The organism is Bacillus sp. MZGC1, assembly GCF_002998605.1.
Lineage (GTDB): Bacteria > Bacillota > Bacilli > Bacillales > Bacillaceae > Bacillus.
Genome location: NZ_PVRE01000007.1, coordinates 45,398 through 61,333, shown reverse-complemented (window position 1 = coordinate 61,333; position 15,936 = coordinate 45,398). Strand labels below are relative to the sequence as shown.

Genomic DNA, 15,936 nt, shown 5'->3' with positions numbered 1-15,936 from the left:
CGATAGAATTTTTATTAACCGTTTCCGTTGTATCTTATAACTATATTGTATATGTTATTTGTATTTTAGTCAATAAAAAATATGTGTTATTTGTACTTTAATTTCCTAGCATTAAAACCTTTGATGTATCTAACATATAATAACCTTTGTTTTTCATTGTCTTGCTATATTCTCTCTCACCTTCGAATTCATTGATAACCGCTCTTTCCTCTTTGTTCATTTCAGTATACTCTGTATTACCGTATGATGGTGGCAGCCACCCTTTTTTCTGACTTCCGAAAATATTGAATTTCTTTAAAATCTCATCATTTTTAAATTCAATATGACATGTGCCTTTTTTGTAAAACGTTAAATAAAAATACTTCAAATCAATTTTTTTCGTTTCTCCATAGTGTTTAGACAGTTTTAGAACTTCATCAATATTAACATCATCAGTAAGGCCATTGTCTAGGTAGTTGAACACTTTTTCGATATCTTTGAGTTTATCCATAACTGTATAGTAAGTTGGATCATATTTGCCGTCCCACGTACCATAGCCATTGAGTGGGATTACAACTTTTTTATTTATTTTATATGACTTGTTTGTTTTCCATCCGTTATATAAGTGAACATTTTTTGATGTTTTATCATAATAGTGTTTATGGCTGAACTCTTCAAACAAATTTAAAATGGTTTCTTCGACTCCCTGAATCATTTCTTTACTCATTTGTATCCTTAACGTGTATATGTTGAATAAAGAGAAATCATAATCCTTTAACTCTTCGACATGCTGCAAATATTTTTGCTTTAGATTGCTTGTAAAAAGACTCATGAATTCAGCATTATTAAACAGTGTATTCCAATACTTTTGCCTAACCCGCTTCACAAAGGCGTTTTCAATATCTTCTTCATAATTATTTCTAGAAGAATCTAATTCCAGATTTAATATAGGGGCAGAATTTTCTTTAAAACTATGTAAAATTAATGGCTTCATGCTGTTGTATTCTTTTATTAGTTTGAGCCCTGCTTTTATCTCGTAGTTAAATTGCTCAACAATACCCCTTATGTAATCAGAATCAATTAATTGAGTTGATTTATAGTCATTTGAAAGTTTGTGACTTTCATCCTTTTGCAATTCATCTAAAAGAACACTGTTATATTCACCGTTATCAATTTTTATATAAACTAAAGCTGTCTCTACACTTGTCTTTCTTTCAGAACTAACAAAGGCATCATCTAAAAACTCAACATCTGCATCAAGATCAGTCAACCTTCTTACAAGATGTTTTCTGTCATTAGAAAAAGGATTTTTCAGTGTTTCAGCGTTTAATAAACAAACAATCTGCCCTGATCTTTTCTGTGACTCAATTAAATCAATAGCTTTCAATAAATGTTTGTCTCCAGCACTGAAAGGAGGATTCATAAATATAAGGTCGTATTTCTTATATGTATTAAAAGACATAAAATCGTCAGATATAACTCTGAAATCTTTACCTTTTAATACATGGCGCAAGTTCTCATCATGTTCAATTACATCGATATCATATTTTGAATCACGTCTGTAAGCCTTTGTGTAATCAAATTGTTTATGAATTGCTTCCACCAAATTACCTGAACCCGCTGAAGGCTCTAATACTGATTTGATATTCTTCCAAACTATTTTTTTATTCATTTTGTTTATTAAACTTGCTGGAGTGGGATAAAAATCTGGATTCTCTTTAAACATAATTTCTCCTTTATAAGGGAACGCAAGTTTTGAAATATACGTTCCCTTTTAAATTTAATTTGTTCGATATGTGTTTATAATAGGTTCTATATCTTGTTTTTTGAAGTAATTCAATACCTCATCAAACTGTTGCTTATCACAAGAATGATACTTGCTGGAAATAGTTAAGAAGCCTTTAGATTCTTTAACATTATTCAAAACATTTTCAGGAAGTTCACGCCACCCTTTAAAAATTAATAGATCGGAATAAAAATGGGTGTAGTACAATTTTCTTTTGTTCTGAGGCTTAAAGACAAGTTTCACAGCATTTTCATACTGAGCATATTTAGTTGACTCAAAAGAATCGAATGTGATTTGTTGTGTAATAAACAACCCTAAATCAGATATATAACAAAGTGTGTATTTTTCACCTTTTTTCAAAAGGGCTTGTTCAAATTGTTCTTGGATTCCTTCTACTTCCATCAACAACTTATAAAGATTTTGCTTAAGTTCTGGTATGTCAATTTGTTGAATAATGTTCTTTGAAAGATCAATATTGGCCAACAACATTTCTTTTTTCAACGCATTTTTGTAAGCTTTCCATCCTTCATTTTTCCATGTTTTATTCAAGTCTAACTCTTCAATGATAGATGTTGAAATATCTTCTATTGTATTAGCTTGAGTGATAAGTTCCTTTAAATCGTCTTCTTTCAAAGTTTGTTGTTGCTCAACAGTCTTTTTGATTTCACAGCCCTCAACTAATCCCACATATCTCGCATAAGAATGACCTTGAGCATCCACAATAAACTTCAATTCACCATCAAAATAAACCGCTACGCCTTTTCTAAACCACTCAACTGTTCTTTTCTCAAATTCGTCCATCATGTCATAATCTAAATAAGAATTGATCCTTTTATCTTCGGTGAAACTGCCGCCCGTTTCGTTTAAGAATTCAAAGTTAGTCATTAACATATTTTCGAAATTTTCATAAACATTAGCTTTATTAAAGTGAATTTCTTTAGTGATTTTTACATCTTCTTTAGAATAATCGCCTTTTTCAACTTCAGTTTTATATTCTGTTATTGAATTATTCTTGTTTAATTTCGCAAATTTTGAATTCATCACGTAATATTGATTTTCTTCACTAAGCTCTTTAATTTCAACAGATGAATTTATTTCTTCTGCCTTTTCAGACTCATCAAGCTGCATTCTTTGGTATTCTTTTTTTCTTCTTTCTTCTTCTTCGAGGTATTGTTTAAATTCAGCATCTTTCTTTATTTTTTCCTCATTTGCTTTTTCTTCAGATTTTAGGTCATACATTTCACAATCAGTTTTTATGTCTTCGGTAAGCTCAGTTTGTTTGTACTCCCAATCAATTGACACATTACCGTAAAAATTATAACTTCCAGCATAATCAGTATAAGGATCCGCAGCACTATAGCAATTACGGTAATGATTTAACACAGTTTCACAGTAATCACGAATCGCAGAAAGATAAACGCTCTTTTTCTCATATGGTGTTTTCTTGATTTCTATATTAATACTGTTGTACATATGATTTCCGCCTGTTCTCACAGAGAACTTGAAGCCTGGGAAACGTTTTGTAAGGTGTTTTTTAATTTCTTTAGAAATCAATTTCACATCTTGTTCTTTATTAACTTCAAATGGTTCCCACTGTATAGCATTCCAGAGGTTAAAGTCATTCTTTTTCTCTTTTTCGGTATGATTCTTCGTTTCAATATATGTAATTTTATTTTTAGTGATATCGTTAGCGACACTTAAAGATTCATTAGTACGTTTACTCCACCAACATTTTTTAAAGCCAGAGTATCGAAAACCGTTAGATTTTAAATGTGTCAATGTGTCATTTCCTGGCTCACTATCAAAGTATAATTCGATTCCATTCAATTCTTTATTAATTTTTAAAACTGCTGTCATTTTCAATCTCTCCCTTTTGGTTTGTTGGTGGTTATATAGTTTTATATCATAAGTTTTTTGGTCGATTCTTCAAGACTCATCCTCAACACAATCCTCATCATCTCTTCTTGAAAGCCTTCAATATCTTTTTTAGATGAAAGGTTTATAAGATTTTTCATTTCATTCGAATTAAGATTAGGCAATATATTTTTTGTGAAATGTTCTTTTGCTTTTGTGATGCTTTCTATTTCATTTTTCGCTTCTCTAATTGAATTTAGACTTACAACATTTGTTGTTTCCACTTCTTCTTGAACCTCTTGAATTGCTTGTTTCGTTTCATCTGCTTCGATTGGTTGGGGTGTAGGATCAGTAATAAAGGCTTCGACTATTTCAGCTTCACCATTTTTGATTAGTTCCAATGCTTCTGATTTTTTAATTGGAAAACTTCTCATTTGAGCCCAGCTGTATCTGTAGTATCTGTTGCCTTTTTGTTTAATTAACATCATCTTTACCTTCTCCATTTCGATTAAAATATTCATTTTATTGAATTCGCTTACTGCTTAATAGATGTAATATAAATCACCATTGTTGTCACTAATTGCGAATCGTTTCAATTGAGAATAACTACTTTTTGGAGTGCCTTTTTTTGTATATTTTGATTTGAAAAATTCTTGATGTTTCCCTATTTCTTGTTGTGCTTCTTTTAGTGTTGAAAATTCACCGATTCTCACAAAGTTGAAATTAGCAAAATATTTCATTAGTTCTTTACCTCCTCATATGATCCTATTTCATATTTTTTGTTTCCAAAACTCACAAAAACTTGTCCATTTTCTAATTTCATTAATTTACGAAGTGTAGTCATTCTAATACCGTTATTAATAGCAGCGAAATATAAACGTCTCCCTCCAGTTTCTTTTAATTTAAGCTTATTGTATTTATATCCTTCGCAAACTCCACTATGATTCAAAACTGAGGTATGAATTGTTACATTTATCGCCATTATAATTCTCTCCATTCTTTTTCTGTTGTTTGATTAGATTCCGTTCTTCTCTATGTCTTTATTATATATGTAATTTGTATTTTAATCAATACTTTTTGTATGTTATTTTTAATTTTATTAAGTATTTTATTACGTCCTATGAGGGGTTTGGGGTGGTGTAGGACGAAAGGGCAATTCAACTTGTTGAAGTGACCAAAGTCAGCACCCCAAGGTCTTATTTTTAGTCTATATATTATATATAATTTTAACTTCTTTTCTTTTACAGGAGATCGGTAAAAGCCCTTGTGTCTGTTGAGTTTTCAAAATGGTTTATTGCTTTTTTTTTCATAGGTCATTTTCTAACCACTTAACTAAGAGGTGTCTCATTCTAGATGATGGGATGTAAATGTTGATTGATTTATTATTTCTTATTGCTGATCTCCATATCCATTGAATCATCTCTGATAATGCGTAAATATCGTGATCTATCGCTATGTTATTCTGCTTAAAAAAATCCTTAATTGCTGGATTAACAAATCTATTTATTGAATAAACTAATGACTTTTTGTGACTGTATTCGTTTGTAGCCTTAACATTACACGCTAAGAATCCCTTAGTATATCCTTTGCCACTCAACTTTCCTTTATGTGATTTAAAGGTTGTCCATAGATTCTCGTTTGATTTAGACTTAATGATATTTTGGTAATAGTTTAAGATGTTGTTTTTTAACCGCTTATGTAACACTGTTCTACTTTCAAACCAATTCTTAGACAATGCATAATAGTCGTCACCTACCTTGTTCAGATCCCCTTCATAGATGTTTATCTTACTCTTCAAAGCAGCTTTAATCTTTTGATCTAGGCTCTCGTTATGCTCAATTAATTTGTAATTTTTATTTTCTTTAATAACCGACAATAATTCATATTTGATATTGTGTAAGTCAAAGTAATATTTCTGAATCTGAGCACTAAACAAATATGTTAAAACGTACACTTCGTTAAACTTCTCAAAGATATCACTAGGGAATTCCCAGAACAAAACAGACTCATTGTGATAGATTAAATTATCACTTTTGGCCAGCTTCTTTAATGTCTGAAACTCCCCTTTGTATTCCCTATTCAATTTTTCCTCATTCTCAGAGTTCCACAATATCTTTCCGTTGTTGTTAATGATCCAGTTGTTTTTAAACAACATATCTAAATCATCTTTAGAAATATTGAATTTTTTAATCACTTCCATTGATTCGTCCAGCACTAAAGTATAATTGCCTGAGTATATCAGTTCTTTAGTTGTTTGATCAGACATACTAAATAATGCATGAGTTGCAACTATATCCTTGTTTTCTGAAAGCAGCTTATGAAAGGAATCAATCTTATATAATACTTCTCCCTTTTCTGAGTGAACTTTTGGTTCATGAAATTTTCTGTTGCTACATGACTTCTTAATTCTTGATACTTCATCCAGGTATGGAGTGATGAAAATAAAATGCTTATCTAAAGGTGATTCATTCATGTGATCAATCATTAGACTTGTTTTACCACTTCCCATAATCGAATCAATAATTTTTACTTTTGACATTCATTCTCCCCTATTCAAAATTTTATGTATGGCGAGCTGAGCTACCGCTCACCGTTTAAAACCTTTAAATACAAAGTAAGACAACCAAGTGATTATAAGAATCAATGTAGCAATAGCATATGTCCAAGTAATAATGGATTGTGTGCTGCTGCTGAATAACCCTTTTATAAGCCAGAATACAATGAATGTGATACCAAATGTTGTAAGTGAATACAATACTTGTTTATGCTTCATATATGTTTACAAAGTGCTGCAAGGTGCTATAATATAGATGACAAAGGGAGAATTATCTCCCAATGTCTAATGATGTTTAATGGCGTATTCGTTTGCGTGTCCTTGACCTAGGTCGCTTACGTGTACGCTTTTTCTTTTGGCTTATACTTTTAGTGATACTGACAACCTTCTCAATAATCACAAGCATATTGATTAAGACTGTAGTAAGACTGATTAGTAAAGCCATTATTATAGTCACCTTTTCAAGCACTTTTGCACCTCCTTTCCATACTTATATTATAACATATATTCTTGAAAATGTATGTAATTTGCACTTTAATAATCAAATAAAAAACACTCTCAAGTTTGGACTTAAAAGTGTTTTAATAACATTATTAGACTTCATTTTGGAAACTGAAATACTCTGCCACTTCAAAATCTTCACCTTTGAAAACTATAGTTCCATTCTTTATAACCTCAAGCTCACTCATATTAATTCTTCTAACAAGATATTCACCAAACACTTTCTGATTTTCAACTTCATAAATTTGATCTTCAGTTACTTTAATTGTCATTATGGTTATCCCCTTTTATGTACTTTATTTATTTCTTTTATCTTATGTTTATATTATAGCATGACTTCAGATATTAAACAATAACATATATGTAATTTGTATTTTAATTTGATGATTTTTATCTCATCTTTAAATTTGTTTGTACGTTGTTATATAAGTGATTAGATTAATTAGTTGTGTGATTAATTTAAACCTTTGTATGAGGCTGTGAGTGTGCTTAGAATTGATTTGGTAAAGGTATTACACTGCTACTTTCGTATATATCTTATTTGTTAAATATTCTTTATCAATGTAAAATGACATAGCTTTATTAGTATACATCAATGTTATATCAACTAGTATGCAATCACTATAGTAATAAGGAGCATCGTTTATCTGCTTTACCCAAAAGTTATATCCATGAGCAATTAAAGCCTCAAATTCATTAATAGGTAGCCTTTCATCTGAGTAGCATTCTATTTCCTTGTATTTCAATAAATGCTTAGAGATATCTTCGTTCCATTGTTTATCAGTTAAATTATCTACACAATATGTATTGAAGTAATGAATTTTCTTTTTCATTTTTATTCCTCCCTTTAATACGTACTCGTCCACTTCCTATATTTATATTATATATGTTATTTGTACTTTTGTCAAGTTATTATGTATGTAATTTGTATTTTTATAATGTAACTTTTACTTTCTGTGAATTGCTAAACGTGATATAGTGGACGCAATATTATTCATAAAAATAACACTTCGATTTCCTGACCCACGTTATTCATACGAAGAGTTCCGCATAATGGAACAAAACTTTAAAATCACATCATTTTTTAAAAAATTTTAAATTTAATTGAATAAAGTATTGATTTTTCTATTTAATTGTGCATTCAGTTTGCCTCAAATAAAAAAGCAGACTCACAAAGGAATCTGCATTATAACTATAATTATAAGACGTATTCATAACCATCTATTACCATATGGAGGGGGTATATTAACATCCAAAACGCTAAAACAAAGAACAAATGTGCCCATAGCACTTCCATTTCCACACCCTATATATTTTATCGATTTTAGCCTATTTTCTATCGTACTTGCTATCGTAAACGCCTTATATATCAACGTTTCCCCCTTCCTCTACTCACTCATTTTTCACGATTTCCTCTAAATTTGTCCACTTTTCCTTACTCCCACAACAACTTTACGATCACTCACCATTCATAGTCATCATATAATCGTCAAACCTATTGCTATCACTGTGTTTTTTCTCCTTTTGATCAATTTTACGATATCGGCCTAAAAAATTTACGATAACAAAAAATGAGACAGTCAATTGACCATCTCACTCATTTTATTTCTTTAATGATTTAAGTCTATCTAAGTAACTTCCTTTGTTCACTTGTTTCTCACCCTTGTTAGTGTTAGTCTGCTGCTTTAAAAATGCTGACTTTGAATTAAATTTTGGAACATATACCTCTTCTTTTACCGGTTCAACTTTTCTTGATTCAATCAGGTCATCTAATTGCTTCATTCTGTCGTTAATCCATCCTAGTCCACTTAAAATTGAAATCACTTGATTCTTACCAGTATCATAATATCCTTTAAATAAATCTAATGGTTCACCCTCACTGAAAAGTCTCTTAAAGCTAATCTGATCAGTTAAATCTGCATTACCGTCTATAATAACACCAGCTTTAACTAATGAATCAAAAGTGTCTGCGCTAAAAATGGATTGCTGCCATGACTGTTTAATATCGTCATGTAGAGTGTTTGCGAATTTTCCTTTGTTATAATCAGATAAATCCATTTTCGAAATCACTGTCACACCTGGAGTATTGAAAATTTGGTTTAAGTCCTTCATGTCTAATGTACTGTAGCTAGACGGAAGGTTTGTATACCCTTCAACCTCTTCAAGCATATCAATAAATTGTTTATTTACCTTTTGATATAGGATAGGCTCTGAGAACGATTTAATGCCTTTTTGAGACACTTTAAAATTGTCTAGGGGAATTACATTCAATTGTTTTTCTGACAGTGCCTGAAGGCATTCAACGGTGTTTAATTGATTCAATATTACTTCACCTTGATCTGGTATGACTGGTACAGCAACTACGGTTTTGTTATCCAAATATTCATCTAATAATTCTATTAATGTTGGTGCAATTCCTGATCCTGTACCTCCAGCTGTTGAAAAGACTACGAACACTACTTGAATCGATGGCTTTTCCATTGCTTCTTTAATAAATTCAACAGATGATTCCCAGTTATTTTTAAAGTAATTTATAGCTGCTTCCCTATCCTTGCCTACACCTTCGGATCCAACTAGCTTTAGTTTGTCTTCAACAACTTCTAAACTATTTAAATCTGAGCTAGAGTAATTGACAGCAATACTGAAATATCCTCTTTTCATTGCTTCATCTGCAATACTCCCACCACATTGACCAATTCCAACAAATCCGTACATTAAACCATTTCCCCTTCCAAATGATATTCTAAGGCCATAATTCCATATGAAGTAATTATAAATTTATGGTGCTTACTTGATGAATCTCTTTCAATAAGCAACAATGCCTCAAGTTTACTTAATGATGATCTTATAGTCGCTTCTGAAAATTGAGTATCTAGTTTAACTGATTCGATCTTGAAGTCTTCTTTTGTCATTCCTTTTATTAGCCTGTTCGCTCCGCATTCTTGCAGCAATGTTAACAGTGATACATCATCAATATTTAATCTGGCAACGACTTCATCAAAATATGTCATGTCATACTGCACCTCCACTGATAGAGTAACAAAATTTATCTATATAGACAACTTTTTTTATCTATTTAAGTGAATTTAATTGAACATTTGAATAAAGACAACACATAATATAAAATTCTCATTGGGTGATATTATGAAATATAAGGTTAGAAGCAAATTAAAGGACTACCTAAACTCTAAAGGCATTAAACAGAAGTGGCTGGCTGACCAAATAGGCACTAACTCCAGTAGAATTTCTATTTGGTGTAATAATAACGATGAAGGTTTCTGTTCTAATCCCCCATCACTTCCTTACGCTTTAGCATTATGTAAAACGTTGGAATGCGAAATACACGATCTCTTCTCAATTATTGAAGACTGAGTAATCAGTCTCTCTTAATAAAATACAAATTACATTTATTTTATATTGACTAAAATACAAATTACATATACAATCACCTTATAGCAAATTGAAATGAGGTGATTTATTGGGATCATGTAACAAGCAGGACATTATTGAACTTCTTGAGTATCGGATTGTTAATGGTATTGCTTCTCAAGAAGAGAACACATTTTACGAAGACTTAAAATGGTTTGGCAAAATGGACGAGTCTTCTACACTATTTAAAAGATTGGCATTACATATTCAAAGACAAAATAACAAATAGAGGAGAGCGCTTTTGGGGAGAAAAACAAATGATTTAAGCAAACAAGTATTTATTTATAGTCTCGATACTTCGAGTTTTTATAATGATCGTGAAAATTTATTACATAGAAAGATTTTAAAGTCTTATAGATATAGAGATTTGCTTAAAACACATAATGGGGACACCAAAAAAAATAAGAAATACATAAAAAACAGAATCGCTAAATTAAAACAGGAGTTAAACCAAGCCTTCAGTGAACATGAAAGTGTACGAATGCTTAGAGCCGACACATTAACTGACAATAAAAAGATCGCTATGTTTGATTCAGTTATGACTCGCACGCTAGGTATAAAAGAAAACAATTTTTCTGATGATGTAATTGTGGTTCAGGTTTACCACTTTCAGGTTTTCAAGAGTATTCTTGATAAAGGTTTTGTACATAACAATGAACTTTATGTTTACTTTACAAGTTCAGCTGGGCAAATACGAACGAAAAAAGCTTGTTTTATTAAGAAATCTACATACGATAAATTTGAAAATGCTTTAACATGTGGCCTTAGTCTTGAAGATATCAATTCTAATGGTGGGATGAACATCAATAAATGGAATGCTTACCTTGCTTTATCGAATAGTGCCAGCAGCCATTGGGATATTGATATTAGTAAAACTGTTGTTGTTGATGACTTAGAGACTAATGTAATGAGTGAAGTTGATTACATTGATAGAAACACATATGAGATTACTAGAAAGACAATGAACATTCCTATTGAACATACGGATGGTTGTGGAATTATATCACCTAAGCTCAGTAGTAAAAGCTTTATGGTCAGACTGCCGTGGGTTAAAGGACTGTTAGTGCCCTTCGACTTTCATCGTTTTGCAGAAACACATAACAAAACACAAATTACAGACATATACGGTAAGGTATGGGATATTAAGAAAGATGATATCCAGATTATTTTCACTAAATCACAATTTAAGATGTGGAAATATTATAGGTCTTGGAGCGAATATCAAGAAAAGTTTGTTCTGTACGGTTGCCTAGGTGCAAAATTAAATGAAGAAGATCCTTCAGTTGAGGGAAAACTTACATATCAAATGCTTCAAACCCTTACTGATATTACTCATGATGAGCTCAAGTCTATTAGTAACAAAACTGTTGAGGAAATAAAAGCTATCGGTAATGATAGAGATATTATGTTAAAAATTATGGGGGCTGCTGAGAATCGAAAATTCAAATCGCCTTTGCAAAACGCATTACTTCTCTATCCTCAACTATTGAATGATGATCATGTCAAAGAAACCATTAAGAATAAGAAAAAGAGTCTTGTAAAAGACGCAAAATCAGGCAAGTTGCAGATTGAAAACTCCAAATATACGTATCTCTGCCCTGATTTATACGCTTTTTGTGAAAAACTTTTTCTAGGAATTGAACATCCAAATGGTTTGTTGGACGGTAACAACGTTTACTGTGCGATTTATGATGAAGGAGAAATTGATGTACTTCGCTCCCCTCATCTTTATCGTGAGCATGGTATTAGAAAGAATGTTAGAAATGAGCTTTTAGATGACTGGTTTATCACTAAAGGAGTTTATACAAGTGTTCATGATCCGATCTCAAAATTACTCCAGTTTGACAATGACGGAGATAAAGCGCTGATCATATCAGATACATTCTTTGTTAATATTGCAAAGAAGCATGTTGCTGACATCGTCCCCCTTTATTATGAAATGGGTGTTGCAAACAAACAGATGATTAATAGTGAAAATCTCTATGAATCTCTAACAAATGCCTATGCAGTTAATATTGGCGAGTATAGTAACAATATAACGAAGATCTGGAACAGTTCTTCAGTTAATATTGATGTTATCAAATGGCTATGCGCTGAAAATAACTTCGCTATTGACTATGCAAAAACATTGTTTATGCCTACAAGACCAGACAATGTTGATAAACAAATTAAAAATTACATAAAAGATAAAGTACCTTTCTTCTTTGTTCATGCTAAAGATAAAGATATCTCATCTGTGCAGCCTATAAATGAGAGCACAGTAAATAAACTAGATGATATCATTCCAACTGATAGGATTAACTTCAAAGCTGTAGCAGGAAATTTCGACTACAACTTCTTATTAAGAAATAAACGTATCAAAGAAGACGAAGAATTGGTTAATGAATACATAAAGCTCGATCGCAATAAAAAATGGCTTGCTAATAATGAAGAAACTAAGCCAAATCAGAAATTGTACGTTTACAAACTCATTAGAGATAAGCTACTTGAAATAAATAGTGATGAACAGTATGTGGTAGATGTTCTTGTAAAACATCTATACAAAAAGAAAAGTAGATATAAAGCAACGCTGTGGGAATGTTTTGGGGAAACCATACTCAATAATTTGAAAAGGAATTTAAAAACTTTCAAAGGTTGTGTAAAGTGCGGACAAATGTACAAGCCCACCTCGAACAACTCTAGTTTTTGTTCAAAGTGCTCAGTCATAATTGAAAAAGAAAAACATAGAAAAAGACAGAAATCATATGCGTCTAGGACAAGAATGACGGTTTAGGAAGTGCCTTGAGCCTTAGAGCCACAAGGGATACAGCGTTTTTGTGCAAAAATAAACCTAGTGAAAAGTGGCTTCAACCTTACAGCCGCAAGGGTTTAGACCACTTTTGGAGATAATCGTCTTAAGGGAGGTAAAAAGCAAATATCCAAATTAAAAAGGTTAGTATATCTCCCCTCCCCATTTTTAAAATACAAATTACATATATAATCAGGAGGAATATTAATGAATAAAACAGAATTAGTATCAGTAGTGGTTGAAAAGACAGGATTAGCAAAGAAGGAAGTTGCAAAAGTTGTTGAAACAACATTTGATGCAATTGAATCTACTCTTAAAGAAGAAGGTAAAGTTCAGATCGCTGGGTTTGGCACATTCGAAGTGACCACTCGTGCTGCACGCAAGGGTCGCAACCCTCAAACAGGTGAAGAAATTGATATTCCTGAAACAAAAGCGCCAAAATTTAAAGCTGCTAAAGCACTCAAAGATGCTGTAAAAGGTTAATTTTATTCAAATCAATAAATAACATGCTTCTGCAATATTAAAGGTCTTTCACGAATATGTGGGTATTCGTGGCTGACTAATGATTATTAATAGAATAATAGTCATTAGTGGGTTGACTACCCTGTGCAACTTTATTCTCCAAACTGTCTCACTCCCTTTCATAAGATAGTTCTGACTCACATTTAAGGAGATGGCTACTCCTGAGTCGGATAATATTCATTTATATAGGTTTGGACTCCCCCTCTTCAACTTATACCAAATGAATATTATCGGGCTACAAATGCCAATAAGTCTTCACGCTCAAATGCGACTGTATCCTAGCAGAGACTTATTTTAGGAGGTATTTGCTCGATAATTAAAACTAATTGCGGTGTTGAGCTTCGGCCTTCACTTAAGGTGATTGGATGCGTCCGAGCTTCTTTTAAACTACATTTTCCCAAGCATGTACCTTCTCACACGAGGTATAGAAAAAAGCATGCAGAATAAGAGATTGGCGATCTACACGCAATATATGTAGATAAGGTGTGTGACCTGACAAGTAAGACAGGATTTGTCTCAGGAAAGGTTTATCGAGGGTCTTACCTTTCTTCTACTTAATATCATTGATTTCTATAGTACACAACTCGGTATCTAAGATGCCATGTCTTATGACAGAGTAGCTACTTGTATAACTTACACTTGGTAATTCTACAGCGCAAGAAATTGCGACTGTCTGACTTGTGGGTTAGCTAAAATTTAGTAAGAGTACTGTGTGTATTCCTGTCCATGAGGAGTTTCGAATTGGCAATGCGGTGGCGGAATAGGTAGACGCTTATCATGTGCGAAAGCATAGGAGAATCGGGAGTGAACCCGCTAAAAAACTCGTGAGTCAGAAAGCTCGGCTGACATGCGAGGTGCAAATCCTCGTCCGCATCCCCTTGTTGTTAATTAAATCAGTTTTATCCCCACCTCTTTCCTGTGTAAAGAGGTTATTTTAGTTAGTAAATTCCTTCGGGTGTTTCCCCAGCACCCTTCCGACATTTCTTTTTATTCCCCTTTCTTCTCTCCTTTTTCGGGTGTTCCAATGTGTCGGCAATGGACATCCGAAGGAATTTATTCGGTTTAAAATAAAAATTACATACTATTTGGAGGTTATATAATGGCGAGTAAAAAAACTAATCAAGTTAATTTAAAAGGATTTTTCGATATGGATGTTATGGAAGTGATCGAAGTTAAAAGTAACGAGGAACTTCCATACGACTTTAAAGAAATTTTATCTGAATTTAATGGAAAACAGATCAGCATTACAATTAAGGAAGAAAATGATTTGCCTGTTAAAGACAAAGAGTAGAGGTTGGTGAGTTAATGAGCGTAATTACAAATCCAGAATTACAACGTGGAAAAGACGAAAGCTTTGACGACTATTTTATTAGATTACATACAAATAAACACGATTATAAAATCGACAAGTTTGTTATTAGAGATTTGCTAAATGAAGAATCTGGTGAGAACTATGGAGAAAGTAAATGGCGTAAAGACTTTGCTCAATACCGCAGATGGGCTGATTACCATGTAAACAAGAATCTTGATCAAGAAATTGTTGACAAATATGATGAGATTAAAATTGAAGCTGCTAAAGCGGAAGTCCGTAGACGTGATCAGAATAGAGAGTTCACAAAGAAGATTAGAAACTCTGCTCGCTTCGATCGTATCCGTGATGATATGACTGAAGCAATTTTGGAATTAGAGAAAAAGCGCCCTCTTACATTCTCTCCACCTCCCCCTTCAACTTCTGATAAGCACGGTCTAGCATTATTCAGTGACTGGCATTTTGGAATGGATATCGATAATCGTATTAACACCTTCAACGAACAAGTTTTCAATGAAAGAGTTCAAAAATTAGCACAGGACGTTATTAAACATGGAAAAACAAACGGAATTTCAACTCTGCATGTTGCCAATCTTGGTGATTTAATCGGCGGATTGATTCATGTTTCAACAAGAGTTCAAGCTAACACTGACTCTGTTGAGCAAACTCAGTATGTTACTGAAACATTAGCTGAAATTTTGGCAGCATTCGCTAGTGAGTTTGAGCAGGTTAAATTCTATAGCGTCGCTGGAAACCACGGTCGCCTCTCCCCTTCTAAAAATGATGTTGGAATCAAAGAGAACTTTGAGTACTTTATCAATTGGTACTTAGAAGCCCGCCTCAAAAACATTCCGAATATCACTATTGAGCAAGAACAAGACGGCTTCATCCCTACAAAAATTAAAAATCAAGAAGTAGTGTTTGTGCATGGTCACTATGATCGTGTTGATCAATGTGTGACACGCTTACCTCAATTACTTGGTTATATCCCTTCTTACATATTCGGTGGACACGTTCACCACAATTACGAAAAAGAATACGGCAGCACGACTGTAGTTGTTAATGGAGCTTTAGTAGGTGCTGACGACTACGCTATGCAAGGGCGGTTTGGAACTAAGCCTTCACAGAAGTTCATGGTATTTGATGATGAAGGAATTGAAGCTACATACATAATTCGTTTCAAGGACGGAAAATAAACTATTATTTTAAAAGGA

17 protein-coding genes are annotated in these 15,936 nt (G+C 32.6%); 6 read left to right on the top strand and 11 right to left on the bottom strand.

All coding sequences use genetic code 11. The features are described 5' to 3' along the window. Positions 1 to 97 precede the first annotated feature (97 nt). The 11 genes from C6Y06_RS18335 to C6Y06_RS18290 all read right to left on the bottom strand — a co-directional run bounded on the left by C6Y06_RS18335 (position 98) and on the right by C6Y06_RS18290 (position 9,685). Positions 98 to 1,705, bottom strand: a complete 1,608-nt coding sequence (locus C6Y06_RS18335; protein WP_106037411.1) for a DUF4942 domain-containing protein — start codon at positions 1,703 to 1,705, stop codon at positions 98 to 100. Between the two features lie 54 nt (positions 1,706 to 1,759). After that, positions 1,760 to 3,622: an LPD29 domain-containing protein gene (locus C6Y06_RS18330; protein WP_106037410.1), complete on the bottom strand. Its 1,863-nt coding sequence runs from the start codon at positions 3,620 to 3,622 to the stop codon at positions 1,760 to 1,762. Between the two features lie 41 nt (positions 3,623 to 3,663). Next, positions 3,664 to 4,104 carry a hypothetical protein gene (locus C6Y06_RS18325; RefSeq protein WP_106037409.1) on the bottom strand — a complete coding sequence of 147 codons (441 nt, stop codon included), beginning with the start codon at positions 4,102 to 4,104 and terminating at the stop codon, positions 3,664 to 3,666. 57 nt (positions 4,105 to 4,161) lie between these two features. Continuing rightward, a complete protein-coding gene (locus tag C6Y06_RS18320) occupies positions 4,162 to 4,359 on the bottom strand; it encodes a hypothetical protein (protein WP_106037408.1) in 198 nt (65 codons plus the stop codon). Next, positions 4,359 to 4,601, bottom strand: coding sequence for a hypothetical protein (locus tag C6Y06_RS18315; RefSeq protein WP_106037407.1), 243 nt, complete (start codon positions 4,599 to 4,601; stop codon positions 4,359 to 4,361). Before C6Y06_RS18315 ends, C6Y06_RS18320 begins: the two co-directional genes overlap by 1 nt. Before the next feature lie 324 nt (positions 4,602 to 4,925). Next, positions 4,926 to 6,158, bottom strand: a complete 1,233-nt coding sequence (locus tag C6Y06_RS18310) for a hypothetical protein (protein ID WP_106037406.1) — start codon at positions 6,156 to 6,158, stop codon at positions 4,926 to 4,928. A 310-nt stretch (positions 6,159 to 6,468) separates the two neighbouring features. Next, positions 6,469 to 6,630: a type I TA system toxin YonT gene (gene yonT, locus C6Y06_RS20660; protein WP_411265990.1), complete on the bottom strand. Its 162-nt coding sequence runs from the start codon at positions 6,628 to 6,630 to the stop codon at positions 6,469 to 6,471. A 136-nt stretch (positions 6,631 to 6,766) separates the two neighbouring features. After that, a complete protein-coding gene (locus C6Y06_RS18305; protein ID WP_106037405.1) occupies positions 6,767 to 6,946 on the bottom strand; it encodes a hypothetical protein in 180 nt (59 codons plus the stop codon). A gap of 240 nt (positions 6,947 to 7,186) precedes the next feature. Beyond that, on the bottom strand, positions 7,187 to 7,507 hold the full coding sequence (locus C6Y06_RS18300; protein WP_106037404.1) for a hypothetical protein: 321 nt from the start codon (positions 7,505 to 7,507) through the stop codon (positions 7,187 to 7,189). 769 nt (positions 7,508 to 8,276) lie between these two features. Beyond that, positions 8,277 to 9,389, bottom strand: a complete 1,113-nt coding sequence (locus C6Y06_RS18295) for an FtsZ/tubulin family protein (RefSeq protein ID WP_106037403.1) — start codon at positions 9,387 to 9,389, stop codon at positions 8,277 to 8,279. Next, entirely contained in the window at positions 9,389 to 9,685 is a 297-nt protein-coding gene (locus tag C6Y06_RS18290; protein ID WP_106037402.1) for a hypothetical protein, read from the bottom strand. The genes C6Y06_RS18295 and C6Y06_RS18290 overlap by 1 nt, the downstream gene beginning before the upstream one ends. A gap of 133 nt (positions 9,686 to 9,818) precedes the next feature. Between C6Y06_RS18290 and C6Y06_RS20655 the strand changes: the two genes are divergently transcribed. From C6Y06_RS20655 to C6Y06_RS18260, 6 genes are all read left to right on the top strand, one after another. After that, complete coding sequence (locus C6Y06_RS20655; protein WP_106037401.1) at positions 9,819 to 10,046, top strand: helix-turn-helix transcriptional regulator; 228 nt, start codon at positions 9,819 to 9,821, stop codon at positions 10,044 to 10,046. Positions 10,047 to 10,152: 106 nt separating this feature from the next. Beyond that, a complete protein-coding gene (locus C6Y06_RS18280) occupies positions 10,153 to 10,332 on the top strand; it encodes a hypothetical protein (protein WP_106037400.1) in 180 nt (59 codons plus the stop codon). 12 nt (positions 10,333 to 10,344) lie between these two features. After that, on the top strand, positions 10,345 to 12,876 hold the full coding sequence (locus C6Y06_RS18275; RefSeq protein WP_106037399.1) for an RNA dependent RNA polymerase: 2,532 nt from the start codon (positions 10,345 to 10,347) through the stop codon (positions 12,874 to 12,876). Between the two features lie 222 nt (positions 12,877 to 13,098). Further along, a complete protein-coding gene (locus C6Y06_RS18270) occupies positions 13,099 to 13,374 on the top strand; it encodes an HU family DNA-binding protein (protein ID WP_106037398.1) in 276 nt (91 codons plus the stop codon). A 1,138-nt stretch (positions 13,375 to 14,512) separates the two neighbouring features. Then, positions 14,513 to 14,704, top strand: a complete 192-nt coding sequence (locus C6Y06_RS18265; RefSeq protein ID WP_106037397.1) for a YonK family protein — start codon at positions 14,513 to 14,515, stop codon at positions 14,702 to 14,704. Positions 14,705 to 14,718: 14 nt separating this feature from the next. Continuing rightward, positions 14,719 to 15,918, top strand: a complete 1,200-nt coding sequence (locus C6Y06_RS18260) for a hypothetical protein (protein WP_106037396.1) — start codon at positions 14,719 to 14,721, stop codon at positions 15,916 to 15,918. Positions 15,919 to 15,936 lie beyond the last annotated feature (18 nt).